The organism is Asanoa sp. WMMD1127, assembly GCF_029626225.1.
Taxonomy (GTDB): Bacteria; Actinomycetota; Actinomycetes; order Mycobacteriales; family Micromonosporaceae; genus Asanoa.
On sequence record NZ_JARUBP010000001.1, the window covers coordinates 6,257,396 to 6,277,820 of the forward strand.

At 73.8% G+C, this 20,425-nt stretch carries 23 protein-coding genes; 6 read left to right on the forward strand and 17 right to left on the reverse strand.

Translation table 11 applies throughout. From position 1 onward, the window contains the following. Positions 1-190 precede the first annotated feature (190 nt). The 7 genes from O7635_RS29890 to O7635_RS29920 are packed head-to-tail and all read right to left on the reverse strand — an operon-like array spanning position 191 to position 7,005. Positions 191-1,786, reverse strand: a complete 1,596-nt coding sequence (locus O7635_RS29890) for a hypothetical protein (protein WP_278083831.1) — start codon at positions 1,784-1,786, stop codon at positions 191-193. Further along, positions 1,783-2,661 (reverse strand): ABC transporter ATP-binding protein, encoded by an 879-nt coding sequence (locus O7635_RS29895; RefSeq protein ID WP_278083832.1) that lies wholly within the window; start codon positions 2,659-2,661, stop codon positions 1,783-1,785. Before O7635_RS29895 ends, O7635_RS29890 begins: the two co-directional genes overlap by 4 nt. After that, positions 2,658-3,455: a hypothetical protein gene (locus O7635_RS29900; protein WP_278083833.1), complete on the reverse strand. Its 798-nt coding sequence runs from the start codon at positions 3,453-3,455 to the stop codon at positions 2,658-2,660. The genes O7635_RS29895 and O7635_RS29900 overlap by 4 nt, the downstream gene beginning before the upstream one ends. After that, positions 3,452-3,997, reverse strand: a complete 546-nt coding sequence (locus O7635_RS29905) for an RNA polymerase sigma factor (RefSeq protein WP_278083834.1) — start codon at positions 3,995-3,997, stop codon at positions 3,452-3,454. Before O7635_RS29905 ends, O7635_RS29900 begins: the two co-directional genes overlap by 4 nt. 55 nt (positions 3,998-4,052) lie before the next feature. Next, positions 4,053-4,724, reverse strand: coding sequence for a thymidine kinase (locus O7635_RS29910; protein WP_278085600.1), 672 nt, complete (start codon positions 4,722-4,724; stop codon positions 4,053-4,055). A 55-nt stretch (positions 4,725-4,779) separates the two neighbouring features. Beyond that, positions 4,780-6,180, reverse strand: coding sequence for an MFS transporter (locus O7635_RS29915; RefSeq protein WP_278083835.1), 1,401 nt, complete (start codon positions 6,178-6,180; stop codon positions 4,780-4,782). 21 nt (positions 6,181-6,201) lie between these two features. Then, positions 6,202-7,005, reverse strand: a complete 804-nt coding sequence (locus tag O7635_RS29920) for a glycerophosphodiester phosphodiesterase (RefSeq protein ID WP_278083836.1) — start codon at positions 7,003-7,005, stop codon at positions 6,202-6,204. Between O7635_RS29920 and O7635_RS29925 the strand changes: the two genes are divergently transcribed. Then, positions 7,004-8,308: an Hsp70 family protein gene (locus O7635_RS29925; RefSeq protein ID WP_278083837.1), complete on the forward strand. Its 1,305-nt coding sequence runs from the start codon at positions 7,004-7,006 to the stop codon at positions 8,306-8,308. The genes O7635_RS29920 and O7635_RS29925 overlap by 2 nt on opposite strands. 13 nt (positions 8,309-8,321) lie before the next feature. Further along, positions 8,322-8,918 (forward strand): dihydrofolate reductase family protein, encoded by a 597-nt coding sequence (locus O7635_RS29930; RefSeq protein ID WP_278083838.1) that lies wholly within the window; start codon positions 8,322-8,324, stop codon positions 8,916-8,918. 159 nt (positions 8,919-9,077) lie between these two features. Here the strand turns inward: O7635_RS29930 and O7635_RS29935 are convergent, their stop codons facing one another. From O7635_RS29935 to O7635_RS29955, 5 genes are read right to left on the reverse strand one after another with little or no spacing between them, the layout of a single operon-like run. After that, positions 9,078-9,956 carry an ABC transporter ATP-binding protein gene (locus O7635_RS29935; RefSeq protein WP_278083839.1) on the reverse strand — a complete coding sequence of 293 codons (879 nt, stop codon included), beginning with the start codon at positions 9,954-9,956 and terminating at the stop codon, positions 9,078-9,080. Between the two features lie 12 nt (positions 9,957-9,968). Beyond that, a complete protein-coding gene (locus O7635_RS29940; RefSeq protein ID WP_278083840.1) occupies positions 9,969-10,781 on the reverse strand; it encodes a hypothetical protein in 813 nt (270 codons plus the stop codon). Continuing rightward, entirely contained in the window at positions 10,778-11,458 is a 681-nt protein-coding gene (locus O7635_RS29945; RefSeq protein WP_278083841.1) for a hypothetical protein, read from the reverse strand. The genes O7635_RS29940 and O7635_RS29945 overlap by 4 nt, the downstream gene beginning before the upstream one ends. Positions 11,459-11,510: 52 nt before the next feature. Continuing rightward, positions 11,511-12,605 carry a zf-HC2 domain-containing protein gene (locus tag O7635_RS29950; RefSeq protein ID WP_278083842.1) on the reverse strand — a complete coding sequence of 365 codons (1,095 nt, stop codon included), beginning with the start codon at positions 12,603-12,605 and terminating at the stop codon, positions 11,511-11,513. Further along, the gene (locus O7635_RS29955) at positions 12,602-13,168 is read right to left on the reverse strand and encodes a sigma-70 family RNA polymerase sigma factor (protein WP_278083843.1); all 567 of its coding nucleotides are present in this window, start codon (positions 13,166-13,168) and stop codon (positions 12,602-12,604) included. The genes O7635_RS29950 and O7635_RS29955 overlap by 4 nt, the downstream gene beginning before the upstream one ends. A gap of 130 nt (positions 13,169-13,298) precedes the next feature. Between O7635_RS29955 and O7635_RS29960 the strand changes: the two genes are divergently transcribed. Next, complete coding sequence (locus O7635_RS29960) at positions 13,299-13,730, forward strand: Hsp20/alpha crystallin family protein (protein WP_347405309.1); 432 nt, start codon at positions 13,299-13,301, stop codon at positions 13,728-13,730. 65 nt (positions 13,731-13,795) lie between these two features. Then, entirely contained in the window at positions 13,796-14,110 is a 315-nt protein-coding gene (locus O7635_RS29965) for a helix-turn-helix domain-containing protein (protein WP_278083844.1), read from the forward strand. Here O7635_RS29965 and O7635_RS29970 read toward each other — a convergent pair whose 3' ends face one another. Together O7635_RS29970 and O7635_RS29975 are read right to left on the reverse strand one after the other, a co-directional pair. Then, positions 14,111-15,361, reverse strand: a complete 1,251-nt coding sequence (locus O7635_RS29970) for an MFS transporter (protein WP_278083845.1) — start codon at positions 15,359-15,361, stop codon at positions 14,111-14,113. Further along, a complete protein-coding gene (locus O7635_RS29975; protein WP_278083846.1) occupies positions 15,358-15,933 on the reverse strand; it encodes a metalloregulator ArsR/SmtB family transcription factor in 576 nt (191 codons plus the stop codon). Before O7635_RS29975 ends, O7635_RS29970 begins: the two co-directional genes overlap by 4 nt. A 91-nt stretch (positions 15,934-16,024) precedes the next feature. Between O7635_RS29975 and O7635_RS29980 the strand changes: the two genes are divergently transcribed. Continuing rightward, on the forward strand, positions 16,025-17,200 hold the full coding sequence (locus O7635_RS29980; RefSeq protein ID WP_278083847.1) for a winged helix DNA-binding domain-containing protein: 1,176 nt from the start codon (positions 16,025-16,027) through the stop codon (positions 17,198-17,200). A gap of 379 nt (positions 17,201-17,579) precedes the next feature. Here O7635_RS29980 and O7635_RS29985 read toward each other — a convergent pair whose 3' ends face one another. Then, on the reverse strand, positions 17,580-18,542 hold the full coding sequence (locus tag O7635_RS29985; RefSeq protein WP_278083848.1) for a tyrosine-type recombinase/integrase: 963 nt from the start codon (positions 18,540-18,542) through the stop codon (positions 17,580-17,582). Positions 18,543-18,596: 54 nt separating this feature from the next. Next, the gene (locus tag O7635_RS29990) at positions 18,597-19,382 is read right to left on the reverse strand and encodes an AraC family transcriptional regulator (protein WP_278083849.1); all 786 of its coding nucleotides are present in this window, start codon (positions 19,380-19,382) and stop codon (positions 18,597-18,599) included. A gap of 50 nt (positions 19,383-19,432) precedes the next feature. On the opposite strand from O7635_RS29990, the gene O7635_RS29995 reads away from it, so the two are divergent. Next, the gene (locus tag O7635_RS29995) at positions 19,433-19,846 is read left to right on the forward strand and encodes a DUF2000 domain-containing protein (protein ID WP_278083850.1); all 414 of its coding nucleotides are present in this window, start codon (positions 19,433-19,435) and stop codon (positions 19,844-19,846) included. On the opposite strand, the gene O7635_RS30000 is transcribed toward O7635_RS29995, so the two are convergent. Beyond that, positions 19,821-20,399: an XRE family transcriptional regulator gene (locus O7635_RS30000; protein ID WP_278083851.1), complete on the reverse strand. Its 579-nt coding sequence runs from the start codon at positions 20,397-20,399 to the stop codon at positions 19,821-19,823. The genes O7635_RS29995 and O7635_RS30000 overlap by 26 nt on opposite strands. Between the last annotated feature and the right edge of the window lie 26 nt (positions 20,400-20,425).

A 20,425-nucleotide genomic window follows, 5' to 3' on the forward strand; every position in this document is an offset into this window, starting at 1 on the left:
GACCCCGGCCCGCAGGACGCCGGCCCGCCGGACCCTGGCCCGCCGGACCCTGGCCCGCCGGGCGCCGGCCCGCCGGGCGCCGGCCCGCCGGGCGCCGGCCCGCCGGGCGCCGGCCCGCCGGGCGCCGGCCCGCCGGGCGCAGAGCCCGGAGCGGCCCCGTCGATGCCCGGGGCGACCGGCTTGTGGGTGGTCATCGCTCGCACGACATGTTGGCGAACGCCGGATCCGGCGCCGGACCGACCTCGACCCCGAACAGTGAACCCACCTGCTCGATCGTCGCCCCCGGAGCGGTCAGCTCGGCCCAGTGGTCGGCCACCACCGGGGCCACCTCGGCCGCCGGCCGACGGAGCAACGCCAGGCCGACGGCGGCATCGCGGTCCTCGACGAACAGGCCGTTGTCGATCGAGTGGTCGATCAGGGCCAGCGACCCGCTGCTCTGGTTGTCGAGCTGCCGCACGCCCGCCGCCGTCCGCGCGTTGGCCTGGCCCGCGAGCCAGACGACCAGCGCGCCCCGCGCCCCGCACAGGGTGGCGTCGCCGGCCACGGCGCGGCCCGTCACGAGTCGGTAGGCCACGCCGCCCGCGAACGCCGCCGCGGACGGTGGGTCGCCCCACTCCGTGCCGACCGGGATCGCCTCCGGTGTGCCGCCGGCCCGGTCAGCGGCGCGTTGGGCGCGTTCGCGGGCCTGCTCGTCCTCCGGGCCGAAGACGCCACCGCGCACCGGATAGCCCTCGGCCCAGACCCACTGCCGCACCGCCAGCCGCGGGACGGCAGCGGGCGGCACTGCCTTCGTCACGTCGCGCAGGACCGCGTCCCAGGCCGGGACCCAAGGGGTGAAGTCGTCGAACGCGCAGTAGGTGACGCCGTCGCGGGTCGTGCACGTCTGGACCGGCGTCGGGTCGGCGTTGACGGCGGCCCGGGTCGCCCGAACCCCGCTGTCGTGGCCGAGTTGGGCGGCGCCCGCCGCCACGGTCACGGCCAGGGCCGCCGCCAGCGCCGGCACGGCAAACCCACGACGGGCGCCCGAGCGCAGCAGCGCCAGCGTCGCCAAGACGGCGGCCACGCCGGCCAGGTAGGCGAGGTGCCAGCCCGACGGCCGGTCGACCAGCGCCCACGGCAGGGCCAGCGGCAGGTCGTCGGGGAGCACCGGCAGCAGCCGGCCCCAGGTGGTGCCGGTGGCGACCGACGCGACGGCGACGAAGCCGACCGCGGCGAACACGACCGCGGCCAGCGGCGCGACGACCGGTGAGCGCAGCAGGCGGCCCAGCAGCACGCCGGCGGCGCCGAGGACCGCGACGATGCCCGCCGGGATCGCCACGTCGAACGGGTCGACCGTGCCCGCGCTGCCGGGCAGTAGGGACAGCGTGGCGACCTGACCGACCACGACGGCGAGGGTCAGGGCCGCCGGGGCGAGAACCGCCAGCAGGAACGCGCCCGTGCGCCATGCCTGCGGCAGCACTAGCAGGTCGGAGACCGCGTCGGTGCGGTGGCGCCGCTCGCGCAGCACCGCCAGGTTGCCGACCACCATGGCCGCCCCGCCGAGCACCAGCATCGCCGCCATCTGCAGCGGCACCACGTCGGCGTGCACGACCGGGAAGCGGTCGGCGCCGGGCTTGGCGAGGGTCCACACCCACGGCCCGAGGTAGAGCAGGAACGCCGCCAGCGTCACCGGGTGACGCAGCATCCGGACCGCCTCGAACCGCGCCAGCGCCAGCATCGCCCGCCGCCCCGAGCCGGCGGGCGCCACCGGCGACGGCGCCAGCGGCGCCTCGGCCAGCGCCGTCACCGCTGGCCCTCCGTCGTGCGTAGGTCGACCAGCGTCAGGTAGCCGTCTTCGATCGTCGGCTCCAGCAGGCGCGCGCCGGCCGGCGGATCGCCGACGTTGCGGAACTCGCCGCTGCCCGTGCGCCACGAGGCGAGAGCGCCCGCCACCCGGTCGCTGCTCGTCCACACCCGACCGGCGGCCAGGCCGGCGAGGTCGGCCGGCGGACCGCTGAACCGCACGCGGCCATGGTCGAGGACCACCACCTCGCGGCACAGCGACATGACGTCTTCGGTCTGGTGGGTGGACAGCAGCACAGAACGGTCCTCGCCGAGATCGGCGAACAACTCGCGGAAGCGCAGCCGCTGCTCCGGGTCGAGGCCGACCGTGGGCTCGTCGAGGATCAGCAACCCCGGGTCACCGACCAGGGCGGCGGCCAGCGCGACCCGCTGCCGCATGCCGCCGGACAGCGCGCGGATGCGTTTGCCGCGCTGCGCGTCGAGGCCGACGAGGGCGAGCACCCGGCGCACCTCGGCGTGCCGGGCCGACCGCACGGTGAGCTCCTTGAGGATCGCGACGTAGTCGACGAACTCGAACGCCGTGAACGACGGGTGGAAGCCCGGGTTCTGCGGCAGGTAGCCCAGCCGGCGGCGGACCGCGAGCCGGCCCGGGCCGCGCAGCGTGTCGTGACCGAAGGCCGTGACGTCACCGGCGTCGGGCCGGACCGCGGTGGCGATCACCCGCAGCAGCGTGGTCTTGCCGGCGCCGTTGGGACCGAGCAGGCCGGTCACGCCGGTGCCGAGCGACAGGGAGACCCCGTCGAGGGCGGTCGTGCGCCCGTAGCGCAGCACCACACCGTCGGCGCGGACCGCCACGTCGGTCGCGGATGTCAGGGTCATCGGAGCCTCCGGGTCGGAAGGACGTCGAACAGCGCGGCCCGGCGGGCCAGCAGCACGGACAGGACCGCCGCGGCGGCGAGCAGGGACAGCTGCCCGGCGGCGGTGAACGGGACCGAGCCGGCCCAGGTGACCGTCAGCAGCCACAAGGAGCCGACCAGGAGCGCGGACCAGGCCGCGCCGAACCGGGGCGAGAGCACCAGGGTCGCCACGGTCAGCGCGAGCGACGGCAGGAACCAGCCGACGATGCTCAGCCCGTAGTCGGGGACGAACGCGGTCGCCGCCACGCACAGGACGGTGTTGGCGGACAGCACGGCCACGCACCGCAGCAGCAGGAGCCGGAACGCGTGGACCGGCGACGTCACCGTGATCTCGTAAGTCGGGTCGACGCCCGGACCGAACGACACCGCCACCCCGGCCAGCGTCAGCAGCGGCGCCGCGCCGAGGAACACCATGGCCCCGCCGAACACCCGGGCCAGCAGGGCCGTCAGCACCAGCGTGGTCGCGACCGCCAGCAGCCACGACAGCCGCATCGCCGGAGTGGCCGTCAGCAGCCGCGCCGTGTGGTCGGGCACCCCGACCGCCACCAGCAGCCGCTCGACCGGCCCGGGCCGCGGCGCGTCCAGCGCCGCGTCCAGCCGGGCCCACCCGACGTCGACGGGCACGAGCGAGGCGAGCCGCCCTCGGCAGACGGCGCACGACGCGAGATGGGTCTCCGTCGACCACAGCAGCGGCGGGCCGAGCCCGCGGCCGGCATAGGAGCGCAGGTCGTCGTCGGGAACATGCCACGTCGTCATGTCAGCTCCGCACGTAGCTGTTGGCGGGCCCGCATCGCCCGGGACTTGACGGTGCCGGCGGGAATGCCCAGCAGGACCGCGGCCTCGGCCGTCGAGAGGCCGTCGATCACGGTCGCCTGGATGACGGCGCGTAGCTCCGGCGACAGCCGGGCCAGCGCGCCCGACAGGTCGCCGTGCTCGACGCCGAGCAGGACCTGCTCCTCGGCCGACGGCTCGTCACGGCGGCGGAACCGGCCCAGCAGCCGGCCCAGCCGGTCACGGGAATGGCGTTTGCGTAGCGCGTCGACCAGCCGCCGCGAACCGACCCGCCACAGCCAGCCCGCCACGTCGGCGGACGGCGACGCGTGGAACCGCGCCGCACCCCGCCAGACGTCGAGGAACGTCTCCTGCACCACCTCGTCGACGAGCCCGTCGTCGGGGCACCGGTGCCGTAGTCGCAGCAGCAACCACGCGGCGTGCCGCCGGTAGAAGGCCTCGAACGCGGCCCGGTCGCCGGCCGCGACATGGGCCAGCAGATCGGCGTCGGTCGGTGGTGGTCTCACACCCTCTTCATCGGAACGGGAGACCGATCTGGTTCGCGTACCGAGGAAGAATTTCTCACATGCCCGGCAGCGCCGGCTGCGGCAAGGCGGCACCCAGGTCGCCGGCCATGAAATGCCGCCGGCACAACACCTGGTAACGGACATCCGCGTCCGCGACCGTATCCCCGATCACGACCTGCTCACCCGACCGCGCGACGACGCCGTCGACCACCCGCGCGTTCAACGCCCCCGCCCGGCCGCACCAGCACAGCACCTCGACCTGGATCCGCTCCACGGAGTCGGCCAGCTCGAACAGCCGCCGCGCCGCCGGGAACAGCACCGACCGGAAGTCGCTGGCCAGCCCGAACGCGAACACGTCCACGTCGTAGCAGTCGACGAGCTCCACCAGCTGCTCGATGTGGTGCTCGCCGTAGAAGCAGGCCTCGTCGCAGATCAGATAGTCGACACCGACGCCGGCGGCCCACTTGGACCGCACCAGGGCGACCAGATCGAGGTCGTCGGTCACCTCGATCGCGTCGTGGGCCAGCCCGATCCGGGTCGTGACCTGCGGCCCGAGTGACCGGTCGATCCGGGTCAGCACCAGCCCGCGCCGCCCCTGCCGCGCGTGGTTGTAGTTCATCTGCAGCGCCATCGTCGACTTGCCGCAGTCCATCGGCCCCCAGAAGAACTTGAGGGCCGCGCCGTGGCGCAACCGCCCGTCGCCGGCGGCGTGGCAGGTCGTGGACAGGGCGGAGTCGTCGGTCACGATCCGGCAGCCTAACCGCCGGATACGCGAGAACGGCTCACAGCACGCGCGGCGGCGTGTTCCCCGCGGCCACGATCGCGCGCCGGACCGGCACCGCGAGCAGCAGGAAGAAGCCCACGACGAAGAAGAACACCAACGACACGATGCCCACGCGGTACGAGTCAGTGAGCTGGAACACCAGACCGAACGCCAGCGGGCCGAGCCAGCTCGTACCCTTGTCGCTGATTTCGTAGAAACCGTAGTATTCGCCCTCTTTGCCCTCGGGGATCATCTGGCTGAACAGCGACCGGCTCAACGCCTGGCTGCCGCCCAGCACGATGCCGATGCACGCACCGAGGATCATGAACGGTACCGGCGCGCCCTCCGGCAGCCAGAACGCCGCGACGATCACGCCCGTCCACAGGACGAGGCTGAGCAGCACGGTCTTCCACGCGCCGATCTTCTCCGCGAGCCGGCCCAGCCCCAGCGCCCCGCCGAACGCCAGGAACTGCACGATCAGGATCGTGATGATCAAGGTGTTCTGCTCGAGTTTCAGCTCCTCGGTGCCGTACTGGCTGGCCAGGGTGATCACCGTCTGGATGCCGTCGTTGAACACCAGGAAGGCGAGCAGGAAGAACAACGTCAGCGGGTACGCCTTGAGGTGCCGCAACGTGCCCCCGAGCTGCCGGAACCCGTCGGTCAGCACGTTGCCCCGCGCCCGCGGCGTGGTCTCGTCGACCACGACGGGCCGGTCCCGCAGCCAGAGCAGCGGCAACACCGTGAACGCCGCCCACCAGATGCCCGCCGACACGATCGACCAGCGGGCCAGGTCCATGGTGCGCTGGTCGTTGCCGTCCTCGCTGAGCAGCATCACCGCGACGAGGTTGAGCAGCAGCAACAGGCCGCCGCCGAGGTAGCCGAGGGCCCAGCCGCGACTCGACACCCGGTCACGGTCGTCGGGGGCGGCCAGCTGCGGCAGGAACGAGTTGTTGACCACGAACGCCGCGCCGAACGAGATGTTGGCGACCAGGAACAGCACCCCGCCGAGCAGGTAGCGGTCGCCGGTGACGAACGCGAACAGGATCGTGGCGAGCGAGCCCAGGAACGCGAAGCCGGCCAGCAGCCACTTCTTGCGCGGCGTGCGGTCGGCGATCGCCCCGACGATCGGCAGCACGAAGACCTGGAGCAGGACCGACAGCGAGATCAGGTACGGGTAGAAGGAGCCGGCCGCGATGCTGATCCCGAGTGGGTGGACGCGACCGGAGCACTCGTCGGCGCCCAGCGCGCACCCGGCGGCGAGCTCGGTGACCGTGGTCAGGAAAGGCCCGAGGAAGACCGTGATGACCGTGGTCTGGAAGGCCGAGTTGGCCCAGTCGTACATGTACCAGCCGGTGCGCTCCCGCTTCGTGCTCGGCGGCGGCGCCGCGTCGACGGGGGTGGCGGCGGTGACCTCGGCCATCGGGTGATCCTCGGGGGTGGGTCAGGCGGGCCAGTGGCCGCGCGCGATGAAGACGTCGCGCAACACGTCGACGCGATCGGTCATGATGCCATCCACGCCGAGATCAAGTAAGTGGTGCATCGGGTCGGGATCGTCGATCGTCCAGACATGGACCTGCAGGCCGAGCCGATGGGCGTACGCGACGAAACGCGGATCGACGACCGTCAGGCGGCCGTAGCGGGGCGGCACCTGGGCGGCGACGACGCTCGGGTGCAGCTTCACCGGTCGGTTGCGGCGCGAGGCGAGCCAGAGTCTCGTGACGCCGCGCATGCCCAGGCTCGTCGCGATGGTCGGGCCGGCGAGGGCGCGGATCCTGGCCAGCCGGGCGTCGCTGAAGCTCGCGAGCAGGACCCGGTCGCCGGCCTTGGCGTCGTTGACCGCCTGGACGGTGGGCGCGATGCCCGGGCTCGCCTTGACGTCGATGTTGAAGCGCACCTGCGGCCAGGCGGCCAGGACGTCGTCGAGCCGGGGCACGGCGGCCGAGCCCGCGACGCGTACCGACTCCAGGTCCTTGATCGTCAGGTTCTTGATCTGGCCCGGCTGGCCGGTCAGGCGGCGCAGGTCAGGGTCGTGGAAGACGACCGCGACGCCGTCGCGGGTGCCGTGCACGTCGGTCTCGACATAGCGGTAGCCGAGCGCGATCGCGCGGCCGAACGCCTCGGCGGTGTTCTCGTCACCGTCGGCGGCGCCGCCCCGGTGGGCGAACGCGATCGGCGTGGGCGCGTCAAGGTACGGGTGCACGGGACGGAGTATGCCGGCCGCGACCGACGATAGGGTGACGGCCATGCGGGCGGTGGGCATCGATTTCGGCACGTCGCACACGGTGGCGGTGGTCGCCGTCGATGGCGCCCCGGCCCGGCCGCTGCTCTTCGACGGCTCGCCGCTGCTGGCGTCGGCGGTCTACCTCGATCCGGGCGGGCGGCTGGCGGCCGGTTCCGACGCGGTCCGCGCGGCCCGGCTCAACCCGGCGCGCTTCGAGCCCAACCCGAAACGCCGGGTCGACGAGGGCGAGGTGCTGCTCGGTTCGACTTCGGTGCCGGTGTCGTCGCTGGTCGGGGCGGTGCTCGCCCGGGTCGCGGCGGAAACCCGGCGATGGGCGGGCGAGGAGTACGCGGTGGTGCTGACCCATCCGGCCGGCTGGTCGGCGCTGCGCCGCGGTGTCCTGGTCGAGGCCGCCGCGACTGCCGGTCTGCCCTCGCCGGTGTCGTTGCTGCCCGAGCCGGTGGCGGCGGCCCGCTATTTCACGACCGTGCTGCGGGGGTCGCTTCCGGTCGGGGCGGCGCTCGCGGTCTACGACCTGGGCGCCGGCACCTTCGACGCCGCGGTGGTGCGGCGCTCCCCCGCCGGCCTCGAGGTGCTCGCGTCACACGGCCTGCCCGACGTCGGTGGGCTCGACCTCGACCAGGCGCTGGTGGAGCACCTCGGCGAGGCGTACTCGCCGTCGCGGACCGCCCTGTGGGACTCGGTCCTGGCGCCGGTGGACATGGAGCATCGCCGGCAGCGGGCACTGCTCTACGACGACGTGCGGGGCACGAAGGAGGCGCTGTCGCGGTCGGCGTCGGCGGACGTGCACCTGCCGGCGTTGGAGGTCGCGGCCCACGTGACGCGCGACGAGCTGGAGCGGCTGGCCCGGCCGATGCTGACGCGTACGGTCGACTGCCTGGCCCGCACGATCGCCGACGCCCGGCTGGAGGAGGACGACCTGGTCGGCGTGTTCCTGGTCGGCGGGTCCAGCCGCATGCCGCTGGTGGCGCGGTTGATCCACCAGGAGCTGGGGATCGCGCCGACGGCCATCGAGCAGCCGGAGACGGTGGTGGCCCAGGGGGCCGTCAGCGTGGAGCCGGTGGCGCGGGTGCCGGCGCAGCGCGGCCCGTCGGACCGGCCCGTGTCGGCGACGATCCCGACCCAGCGGGTGCCCATGCCGCCGGATCCCAGCACGGTGCCGGTCGGCCACGCCGGTCCGGCCGTGCCTGCCCCGCCCGCTCCCCGGCCGGCCGCGAACCGGGCAGGGCTCGCGTGGGTGGTGATCCTGAGCGTCCTGGTCGCCGTCGCCGCTGTAGGGTTGGCGATCCTTCTCCTGAACGGCTGAAAGAGAGCTTCTGTTGCGCAAGCTGGTGTACTACATCGCCGCCACCCTCGACGGTTTCATCGCCGGCCCGGACGGCGCCGACCCCACCGGCCCGAACGGCTTCTGGCCGTTGCCCGCCGACTACATCCAGCACATCGCGACCCACTACCCGGAGACGCTGCCCGCCCCGGCCCGCGCCGCCCTGTCGATCACCGCCGAAGGCACCCACTTCGACACCGTGCTGGAAGGGCGCCGCACCTACGAGATCGGCGTCCAGGCCGGGGTCGCCAACGCCTTCCCGCACCTTCGCCACATCGTCTTCTCGCGGACCCTCACCGAGAGCCCCGACCCCGCCGTCGAACTCGTGGCCACCGATCCGGCCGAGACGGTACGTGACCTCAAACGCCGCGACGGCAAGGACATCTGGCTGATCGGGGGCGCCGAACTGGCCGGGGCGCTCTACCCGGAGATCGACCGGCTGATCCTCAAGGTGGGTGCGCTGACGATCGGCGCCGGCATCCCGCTGTTCTCCCGCACGACCGCCTTCGACCCGCGTATGTGGCAGCTCACGGACCACGTCGTGCTCGATAGCGGCGCCGCCTTCCTGACCTACGACCGCCCGGCCGCGTAGGGCCGACCGCGTAGGGCCGACCGCGTAGGGCCGACCGCGTAGGGCCGACCGCGTAGGGCCGACCGCGTACCGGTAGAACCACGTTGTGGGAGCCTGGGAACGTGCGGCCGGCGGCCCAGCCGCGACCGCGGGTAGCGCGCCCCGCCGGGGCAGCGGGGGTCAGCCGACGGGCGTTGGTGTCGCGGAGCGCATCAATGCGACATAGCCCTCCTCCAACGACGGGCTGACCGGCAGGGCGTCCGGCGCGGGCGCCTGCCGGCTGACGACGCGGTAGTGGGTCCCGTCCGCGCGGGCGATCGCCGACACCACGACCCCGTCGGTGGGTGGTGGGCCTGGGGTGACGATCTCCCAGGTGAGGCCCTCCGCGCGGGCCGTGAGGTCGGTGACCGCGCCGTTGAAGAGGACGCGGCCCGCGGCCAGGACGGCGGTGTGGCGGCAGGTTTGGGCTACGTCTTCGACGATGTGGGTGCTGAGCAGGACCGTGCGGTTGCCGGCCAGGGTGGATAGGAGCGTGCGGAAGCGGATGCGTTCCTCCGGGTCGAGGCCGACCGTCGGTTCGTCGACGATCAGCAGCGTCGGGTCGCCCAGCAGCGCCTGGGCGATGCCGACGCGGCGGCGCATGCCGCCCGAGAAGCCTTTGAGCTTGCGGCCCGCCACGTCGGACAGGCCGACCAGGTCGAGCAGCTCGCCGACCTGGCGGCGGCGGGCGGTGCGGTCGTCGAGGCCCTTGAGCAGGCCGATGTAGTCGAGGAACTCCGTTGGCGTCAGGTCGGGATAGAGGCCGAGGTCCTGTGGCAGGTAGCCGAGGCGGCGTTGCACCGCGACCCGGCCCGCGCGGGTCGACAGGTCGTGGCCACCGACGACGACCCGGCCGGAGGTGGCGGAGAGGACCCCGGCGAGGATCCGCATCAGGGTCGTCTTGCCGGCGCCGTTGGTGCCGAGCAGGCCGAACATCCCGCTGGACACGGTCAGGTCGACGCCGTCGAGGGCGGTCACCCGGCCGAACCGGCGTCGCAGGTCAGCGATCTCGATGTGCACGATGTGGTCCTCTCAGGCCTCGGCGGGCCAGGTCTGGCGGGTCTTGCGGAGGGCGACGGCGGCGGACACGGCCAGCGGGATGAGGCCACATAGGACAATGGTGGCCACGCTGGCGGCCGCGGTGGCCGCGCTCGGGTCGGGGCTCAGGAAGGGCAGGAAGCCCGGCGTGCCGGCGAACAGCGCGATGGCGCCGTTGTCGAGCATCCAGGTGGCGGCGTAGTCGCCGATCGGGGTCAACAGCGTCCCGGTCAGCGTCGGCAGGAACGCCGGGGCGAGCATGTTGCCCCAGAACCAGTAGCCGACGAAGAGCACGCGGAACAACGGCACCGAGACGATCGTCGGGCAGACCAGCGCGAAGCCGGCGATCATCGCGATGCCTGGCAGGGTCACCACGGCGAAAGCGACCAGGGCCCAGCCGAGCAGCGCCGGGTCGTGCCGCTTGGGCAGCTCGGTGACCGCGGCGATCAGCAGGGCGGTCAGGCCCGGCAGGGCGCAGGCGGCGACGCCGCCGAGGTATTTGCCGAGCAGGCGGCTGGCCGGGCCGAGCGGCAGGCTCTCCAGCAGCGGCTCGACGCGCAGCTTGCGGTCGCGGACGAGCCGGTCGGCGAGCAGCATGCCGTAGGCCAGCGGCATCAGGATCGAGAACAGCAGCGCCCAGGTGCCCATCACCTCGCGGACCGGAGTGCCGACCGGAAGGCTGCGCGGCCCGCGGTCACCCTGCAGCACGACCAGCGCGCCGCCGAGCAGCAACGCCGCGATCCACAGGGAGCGTTTGCGCGCCTGCATGCGGAACTCGTAGCGGGCCACGGCCAACAGCGCGCTCACGCGTCCTCCTCGGTCAGCAGTCGCTCGGGTCGGCTCAGCAGCGCGGCCGTCGCCGCGAACAGGACCAGGCCGCCGGCGAGCAGGCCGACCCGGTTGGTGGTCCAGCCGGCGCTGTCGCCGATGCGGCTGGTGAAGAACAGGAACAGCGGTCGCAGCACGGCGTTGTCGGTGAACTCCGACGCCCACATCTGCTCGGCCAGCCACACCAGCGCGACGAGGCTGCTCGCGAGCACCGCGCTGCGACTGATCGCCGCCGCCAGCACGGCGAAGCCGGCCAGCCACAGCGTCGGCGCCGCCCACACCAGCAGGGCGCCGCCCGGACCGAGCCGGTGCCCGGCCAGCGCGGCGCCGGCCGTGTAGAGCAGGCAGAGCGCGGCCGTGCTGACGCCGAGCACCGTGAGCCGGCGGCCGATCGTCGCGAGGTGGCGGGTGGGCAGGGACAGGTGCAGCTCACGGCAGCTCTCGCGGATGACGACGGTCAGCGCCACCATCGCGACCGCCAGCGGGACGATCGCCTCGAGCCCGGCGGCCAGGAGCAGCCGCGCCCGCGCGTCGCCACCGCCGCCGAGTTGGATCGCGGTGGCGAGGCCGGCGGTGAGCAGCAACGCCGCCGGCGGCGCGAGGATCGCGGCCGGCCCCGCCCGCCGCGCCTCGTGAATCCAGATGGTCAGTCTCACGGGGATGAGTACCGGTGGGGAGGGGAAAGGTTCACGGTGGATCGGGAAAATCTCATGACGCCGCCGCACGCAGCCCGCGCCGGCCGGTCAACGGCGCCAGCACGATCGTGGCCGCGGCGACCGCCACCGCGCCCAGCAGCAGCGGCAACCCCGGCTGCCACAGGGCGTCGAGCACCGGCACCAGCCCCCGGTCGAGCAGCGCGCTCGGCGCCAGCATCCGCACCACCCAGCAACCCACCACGGTGGCGGCGCCGACCTCCGGCCGCCACAGCACGGCCAGCGCGAAGCTGAGCGCCGACAGCGGCACCAACGGACCGAACCAGGTCAGGAACAGTTCGGCGAGTACGAGGTCCCCGCGCGGCAACGCCATCGCCATCGAGGCCAGGGCGCCGACGCCCACGGTGACCGCCAGGACGAGAGTCAGGCGGGCCAGGACGAGCACGCGGGTCGACGTCGGCGTGGCCCGCACCAGCTCGGCCGCCTCCCCGTCGGCGCCGCAGGCGGCGGCCACGGCCAGCGCCGCGACCAGCGGGACGACCAGCGACAGCAGCTCCCCGGCGCGGCTGGCGGGCGCGGTCGCCGCGAACCCGGCCCCGGCCCCGATCACCAGCACCGCGAACGCCCAGACCCGCCAGCCGACCAGCCGCAGCTGCCGCACGAGCAGCCCCCACGCCACTCGGGCAGCCGCCGACCGCCGCGGCGCCGACGCCGCCGCATAACGCGGCACCCCGGCCGACGACAGCCGGGCCCGCACGGCCTCGAACGACGGCACATCAAGGCCGCCGTCGTCGTCGCGCGCCGCGCCCTCGGCGAGCCGGGCAGGCACCGAGTCGAACGAAGGCACCCTCTGTCGGCCGCCCTCGTCGGGCGCCGCGCCGTCGGCGAGCCGGGCCCGCACCGACTCGAACGGTGGCGCCTCCAGGCCGCCGTCGTCGGCCAGCCGGGCGCGCACCGCCGCGAACGGTGGCGGGTCCGAGGGACTCAGGGTGAGGGTGGCCGCGCGTATGCCGGCTGCCAACGTGGACCACGACGCGGCGTCGGCCGCGCACGAGGCGCAACGCCGCAGATGGCCGGCGATCTCCTCCGCCGCGGGCGGAGACAGGGTGCCGGCCGCGAACGCCGGGAGCTGGTCGATCGGGTGGCTCATCGGCCGGTCTCCTTCGCGGTGAGGTGGTCGACGGGTAGCGCCCGCGCCAGGGCGGCGCGGGCGTTGAACAGGCGGCTCTTGACGGTGCCGAGCGGGAGGCTCAGCAGCGCGGCTATCTCGACCAGGGTCAGCTCGGCCGCGAACACCAGGTGGAGCACCTCGCGGTGGCCGGCGGGCAGGCGGGCCATGGCCGCGCCGACCGCGGTGACGTCGGCGCGGGCGAGGGCGACCTGGTCAGGGCCGGCGCCGGCGCTGGCCACGGACGCGGCGGCGTCGATCGGCAGGGCCGGCGGCGGCACGGTGCGTAGTCGTTTGCCGGCCTGGCGGCGGCAGATGCCGAACAGCCACGTGCGCACGGTCGACTCACCGGCGAACCGGGCCGCGGCGCCCTGCCAGACCGCCACGAACGCGTCCTGCAGCGCTTCTTCCGCATGGCCACGGTCTCCGGTGAGCTGAACCGCATAGCGCAGCAGCGCCGCCGCGTGGCGGGCGTAGAGCTGCTCCAACGCATGCTCGTCGCCGCCCGCCACGCGGCGCACCAACGCCTCGTCGGACCCGTCCATCGCATGTGGGTACCACCGCGAGGCAAAAAGGTTCACCACGGGTTTTGAAATCTGCATCGCCGGATATAGAATTTCCGCGTCGCCAGGCACAGGAAACCTGGCCACCCATACGACCGGAGGTGTGCTGATCATGATGCGTTTCGACCCGTTCCGCGACTTCGACCGGCTCGCCAGCGAGGTGTTCGGCGCCGCCCGCACGCCCTCGCTCATGCCGATGGACTGCCTGCGCACCGGCGACACGTTCGTCGTGCGCTTCGACATGCCGGGCATCGACGTCGACACCCTCGACGTCTCCGCCGAGAACAACACCCTGACCGTCCAGGCCGAGCGCCGCCGGCACGACCCGGACGACGCGACCTACCTGGTGTCCGAGCGGCAGGCCGGCACCTACCGGCGTCAGCTCGTGCTGGGTGAGGGCCTCGACATCGACGCGATCCGCGCCGAATACAGCGACGGCGTGCTGCACCTGACGATCCCGGTCGCCGAGCGGGCCAAGCCGCGCCGCATCGAGGTGACCCGCGCCGGCAACGACCACAAGGTCATCGAGGGCGCCAGCGCCTGAGGAAAGCGACCGCGACGGACCCGCCGGCCCCCGCTGCACCGGCGGGTCCGCGATCAGGAGGAACCATGCAGACACCCGGCGCCGGCGCGCTCGACGACGCGAACTATCCCGCGTACGCGATGGGCGCCGCCGCCGACACCCTCGGTGTCACGCCCGCGTTCCTCCGCGCCGTCGAGCAGGCCGGGCTCTTCGAGGCGCACCGGTCCGGTGGCGGCCACCGCCGCTACAGCCGCGCCGACCTGCAGCGGGCCGACCGCGCCCGGCATCTCGTCGACGACGGGCTGCGGCTGGACGCGGCCGTCCGGATCGTGAGCCTCGAATACCAGCTCGCCGCGGCGACGACGATGATCGAGGTGCTCCGCCGCCGCCTCGGCGAGTGATCACACCGGCTCTTCGACCGGAGCGGCCTTCGGCTCGGCCGACTGCGCCGGCGCCGGCCGCACGTCCAGATCGCGCCACGCCGGCTGGATCAATGGCAGCAGCGTGACCGCCAGATAGAGCAGACCGGTGCCGATCAACGCCACGTGTACGCCCACCGCGCCCGCCGCCGCGCCGCCGAGCAGGCCGCCGAGCGGTATGCCGGCCCAGGTCACCGCCGTGAGCGCGCCCTGCACGCGGGCCATCATGTGCGCCGGAACCCGCTCGTAGATGACCGCGCCGAGGATCGGGTTGATCGCCGCGATGCCCAGGCCGGCAGCGAACGAGACGGCGTAGAGCAGCCACACCTCGTCGCTGAACCCGGCGGCGAGATAGCGGGGCGCGCCGCCGACCATGAACCCGATGGTGAACAGGGCCCAGCGCGGTGCCCGCGGCGCGTACGCCGTGAAGACGATGTTGCCCAGCACCGCGCCGATCCCGAACGACGCGCTGGCCAGCCCGAGCAGGACGGGCGAACCGAGCAGCTTGGCCCAGGTGGGCAACAACACCGAGTTGTACGCCGCGTCGAAGAGGTTGGTCGCGAAGATCATGACGACGACCGCCCCGACCAGCCGGTCACGGCGCAGGAAGGTCAGACCGGACCGCAGAGCCTTGGCGTACGGCTCGTGCTCCTCGGGCGCTTCGGCCGGTGGCACGCGGACCAGCAGGAGTACGACCACCGCACCGAAGGCGAAAGTGGCCGCGTCGAAGAGCAGCACGATCGGCGCGTCGAGAACCGCGAGGAGCGCGCCGCCGGCCGGGGCGCCGAGCAGCGTGGCCAGCCGGTGCAGCCCGTCCTGGAGGCTGGCGGCCCGGGTCATCTCCATCCCGGACTCCCGGGCCACCCGCGGGAAGATCGCCTCCTTGGCGGTGTCGCTGAAACCGCGCAGGCCGCCCGCGATGCCGACCAGCACCAGCAGGCCCCCGAACCCGATCCGCTCGTGCAGCAGCGGGATCGCCGCCAGGGCGAGCGCGCTGACGGCGTCGGCGCCGACGCTGAACCGGCGCCCGCCGATGCGGTCGATCAGCGGACCGCCGGCGGCCGCGGCCAGCACGTAGGGCAGCATCTCGACGAACGCGACCACACCGGCGCGGGTGGCCGAACCGGTGCTGACCAGGACGAACCACGGCAGCGCGAGCGCGCTCATCCGGGTGCCGACGGCCGAGATCGTGTCGGCCGTGAGCAGCGCTGTCAGGGCCCCGCGGCGGCTCACCGGCCCTCCTCCGGCGGCTCCGGGAACGGCAGGATCTGCACCTGCAGCACGACCCGCTCGGCGCCCTCGGGGTGCGGGGTGTCGGCGTCGTCGCGCCGGTAGCGCTCCGCGAAGGCGAAAATCGCCTCGTGCAGCTCCTTGGCCTCGGCGGCCGTGAGCCGCAGCGGGAAGTCGCTGATCGTGAACGGCTCGATCCAGTGCGGCGGCAGTGACGCCATCTCGTCGAGGTAGCGGACGACGCGGTCCGCGTACTGGTTGGCGACGGCGCGCAGGTAGCCCTCCGTGTCAGCGGACGGCATCTCCGGGTTGATGTCGAGGCGGGTGCCGCGGTGGGCGGCCTTCCACCAGCGCTCGCGGCCGACGTTGCGCTCGGGGTCGTCGACCACGAAGCCGTAGTTGGCCAGGATCCGCAGGTGGTAGCTGGTCGCCCCGGTCGACTGGCCCAGCCGCTCGGCCAGCGTGGTCGCTGTCGCCGGGCCGTGTTCGCGCAGCAGGCCGAGGATGCGGACCCGCAGGGGGTGGGCCAGGCCCCGCAGCAGGGTGGCGTCGAGGTTCACTTCGCGGTCCGTCATGTATGCAAAGCTATCTTTGCCAAGGAGTCTTTGCAAGTGTTGCTTTGCATCGGGGCGGTTTCTGTCGGTGGGCCGTGCGACGATCCTTGGCGTGACGCGACACATCGACGTGACCGAGCACCGGGCCCGCCTGGCCGTGCGACATCGCCTGGCCGGCCCGTCCGCCCACGACCCGGTCGAGGTCACCCGCGACCTCGTCGTGCTGCACGCCACCGACGCGGCCACCGTCTATCTGGGCGCCGCGGCGCGGATGCACGCGCCGGTCATCAAGGACATCGAGCACGCGTTATACGCGGACCGCACGCTGATCCGGATGCTCGGCATGCGCCGCACGATGTTCATCGCCCCCGTCGAGCACGCCCCGATCGTGCAGGCGGCCTGCACCGACGCGATCGCCGTAGTGCAACGCAAGCTGCTCCTCAAGCACCTGGCCGAGGCGGGCCACGACTACGGCGACGACTGGCTGCGCGACGTCGAGCAGGGCACGCTGGCCGCGCTGCGGTCCCGCGGCTCGGCCACCGCGGCGCAGCTGGCGGCCGACGAACCGCGCCTACGCACGCTGCTGTCGATCGACGAGGACAAGAGCTACGGCGCGAAGCCGGCGATCACCTCCCGCGTGCTCAACCTGCTGTCGATGCAGGGCCTGATCGTCCGCGGGCGACCGCGCGGCACCTGGCTGTCCACCCAATACGAGTGGGCGCCGGCCGAGGCCTGGGTCGAGGGCGGCCTGCACCGCCACGACGCGCCGACCGCGCGGGCGGAGCTGGCCCGACTATGGCTGGCCCGGTTCGGGCCCGGCACGCCGGCCGACCTCAAGTGGTGGACGGGCTGGACCGGCGCGCAGACCAAGGCCGCGCTGGCCGCCCTCGACGTCGAAACGGTCACCCTCGACGGCGGCGAGACCGGCGTGGTCCTGGCGTCCGACATCGCGCCCGTCGAGGCGCCCGAGCCGTGGGTGGCGCTGCTGCCCGCGCTCGATCCGACGATCATGGGTTGGGTCGGCCGCGAGTGGTATCTGGGGCCGCACGCGCCGGCGCTGTTCGACCGCTCGGGCAACCCCGGGCCGACGGTATGGGTCAACGGGCGGGTCGTGGGTGGCTGGACGCAGCGCCCCGACGGTCGAGTCGTCCACCGGCTGCTCGAAGAGGTGCCGGCCGCCACCGCGAAGCGGATCACCGCGGCCGCCGGCGAGCTCGAGGACTGGCTGGGCGACGCCCGGGTCAAGCCGAAGTTCCGCACGCCGCTGGAGAAGGAGCTCGCCGGCTAGGACCGCTCGGCCCGCTGCCGGATCAGCTCCTCGACCGCGCTGCGCAGCGTGGTCTGGCGCGGGTGCGGCGCGACGCACCGAAGCGATGCGGCGCGAGGCGCGGCTGCAGCGCAAGCGTGCGGCACGAGGTGCGGCACGAGGTGCGGCGCGGGTGCGGCGCGGGTGCGGCGCGGGTGCGGCGCGAGGCCCGCTGAATCGATGCCGCGCACGGCGCGGCCCGCGGCATCGGGTGCGGAGCACGGTGCTCGGGGTGGCAGGGCTCGCGCAGCGCGGAGAGCGGTCCGGCGTGGCCGGACGAGGCGCCTTTGCAGTGCAAGCGTGCGACGCGCAGCGTGGCTCGCGGAGTGCAGCGCGTGGGCTAGCGTGCGGGCGCGGCGGCTCAGGGGGTGCGGCGGGCGCGGGCGGACCAGATGGCGTAGGCCGGGTCGCGGTCGAGGTTGTGGCGGTCGCGGTCGTAGCGGCGGGTCGTGCGCGGGTCCGCGTGTCCCATCGCGTCCTGGACGTCCTCCAGGGCGACGCCTTCCGCACGCGCCGTCGTAGCGAACGCGTGCCGCAACGAGTGCGGCGACAGCCTGTCGGCGGCCGGGATGCCGGCCTCCCGGGCCACCTTGCGGACGAGCCGGAACACCGCGTGTCGGTCCAAACGCCCGCCCGACGCCGTGGCCAGCAGCGGACCGGTCAGCTCCGCGACCGGGACGCCGCCGGCCGCCGCGCGTTCGGCCAGATACGCGTCGACCGCCGCCGCCGTGCCGGGGGTCAGCGCCCGCCGGCGGTGCTTGCCGCCCTTGCCGGTGAAGCGGATGCTGCGGTGCCCGCGCTCCTCCCCCAGGTCTGCCACATCCAGCGAGACGAGCTCGCCCACCCGCAGGCCGAGATCGGCCAGCAGCGCCAGGGCGGCGCGGGTCCGGGCGGCGGTCGGGCCCGTCATAGCGGCCGCCGACCGCAGCAGCGCGTCGACCTCCTCCGGCGCTAGGCCGACGGTTGCCGAGTGGTCGCGGTCGACCCGGGGACGGTCGGCGCCGGCCACCGGGTTCGCGTCGAGGGCGCGGAGTTTGACGAGGAAGTCGTACCAGCTCGACAGGGCCGATATCTTCCGGGCGACCGTCGTGGGCGCGGCGGTCTCCTCCGCATGGCGGGCATAGGCATTCACGTCGAGGAACGACGCGGCCAGCGGATCGACACCGTGGTCCGTGCACCAGCGCAGCCAGGCGCTCACGTCCCGCCTGTAGGCCGCTCGCGTGTGGACCGACAGCCGCCGGTTGGCGAGCCAGGCGTCGGTGAACTCGCCCGCACCGGTACGCGGCGCCGGCACGCCGCGGGCTGCCGGCACGAGCGAGGTCACGCGGCGAACGCTAGCCACGGTTCGCCGCGGCGGCCCGCCGCCACGCCGCGCCGCTCACCGGGACGTCGCGAACTTCGCCGGCGTCGTGCCGAGGTAGCGGCGGAACGTTCTCGTCAGGTGGGCCTGGTCGTAGAAGCCCGCCGCCGCTGCGACCGACGCCGCCGGCTGTCCCGCCAGCAGCAGCCGCCGGGCGCGGTCGACGCGGCGGCCGACCAGATAGGCATGCGGTGGCAGCCCGAACGCCGCCGTGAACGCCCGCACCAGATGGGTCGGGTGCGCCCCCAACGACTCGGCCGCCGCGGCCAGGGTCAGACCGGCCGGCACGTGCGCGTCCAGCAGATCACGCAGGTCCCGCGCCAGACCGCGGCCCGGCGACGGCGCCGGCGCCGCCCCGCCGAGGTGGCCGCGCAGCCGCTCCACGACCAGCGCCAGCCGGCTCTCCGCGTGCATCTCGTCACCCGGACCGTCGAGCACCAGATGCAGCTCCGCGACCCGGCGCCGCAGCAGCGGATCGGCCAGCGCCGGATGGTCGACCGCCGCGCCCGTCAGGTCGCGACCCACCACGTCGGCCTCCAGGTAGACGACCCGCTTCACGAAACCGGACGGCGTCGCGGCCCGGCCGTCGTGCGGCACGTCCGGCGGCAGCAGGGTGACCACGTCGGCGACCGCGCCGTGGCCGTGGCGGTCCAGGTCGTAGTGGATCGCGCCGTCGTCGACGACCAGCAGCGTCCACGCGTCGTGGGTGTGCGGAGGGTAGGCGTGCGTCACGAACCGGGCGTGCAGCACCTCGGCGACGCCGGGCACCGCCGGTCGCCAGGCCCGCAGCCGCTGGCCGTCCATGTCAGGAACGTACAAGACCGGCCACCCGGACCGGCGGCACGCTACTACGCATGCTGAGGTTCGACACCAAGATCGCCGTGCTGCTCCGGGACGACCTGGCCGGGTGGCAGCGGCTCAACGTGACCGCGTTCCTGGTCAGCGGCATCGCCGGCACGCGGCCCGAGACGATCGGCCAGCCGTACGCGGATGCGGACGGCACCCCGTACCTCCCGATGTTCCGGCAGCCCGTGCTGGTCTTCGCCGGTGCCGCCGCGCTGCTCACGACCGCGAGGGAGCGGGCGCTGCGCCGCGGCCTGACGCCGGCGGTGTTCACCGCGGACCTGTTCGCGACCGGCAACGACGCCGACAACCGGGCCGCGGTCGCCGCCGTCCACGCCGACAAGCTGGACCTCGTCGGCATCGCCGTGCACGGCCCCCGCGCCGACGTCGACAAGATCCTCAAGGGCGCGACCCTGCACCCTTAGGCCGCGCCCGCACGTGCATCCGCTCCCCCTGCGGCCCGAACAGGCTGAGCACCTCGGCCGGCTCGGCGAAGGGATTGCTGATCGCGTGCGGCGTCCGCGTGTCGAACTCCGCCGCCTCCCCGTCACGCAGGGTCAGATCATGATCCCCGAGCTGCAGGCGTACGCGGCCGGAGAGCACGTACATCCACTCGTACCCCTCGTGTCGTTGCAGCTCGTGGTCGTGTCCCGGGTAGCGGGCCGGCAGGATCTGCTTGAACGCCTGCAGCCCACCCGGTCGGCGGCTCAGCGGCAGCCACGTGACGGCGCCGTGCCGGATCGGGCGGGCGTGCACGCGCGGGTCGCCGGTCTCGGGCGCGCCGACCAGCTCGTCGAGCGGCACCTGGTGCGCCCGGGCCAGCGGCAGCAGCAGCTCGAGCGTCGGTCGGCGGCGGCCGGCCTCCAGACGCGACAGGGTGCTGACCGAGATGCCGGTCGTTTCGGAGAGCTCGGCCAGGGTGGCGCCACGTTGCTTGCGCAGCGCCCGCAACCGTTCGCCGACCGTACGCGGGTCCATGTGCTCAAATTTGCCAGAGCGGCAAC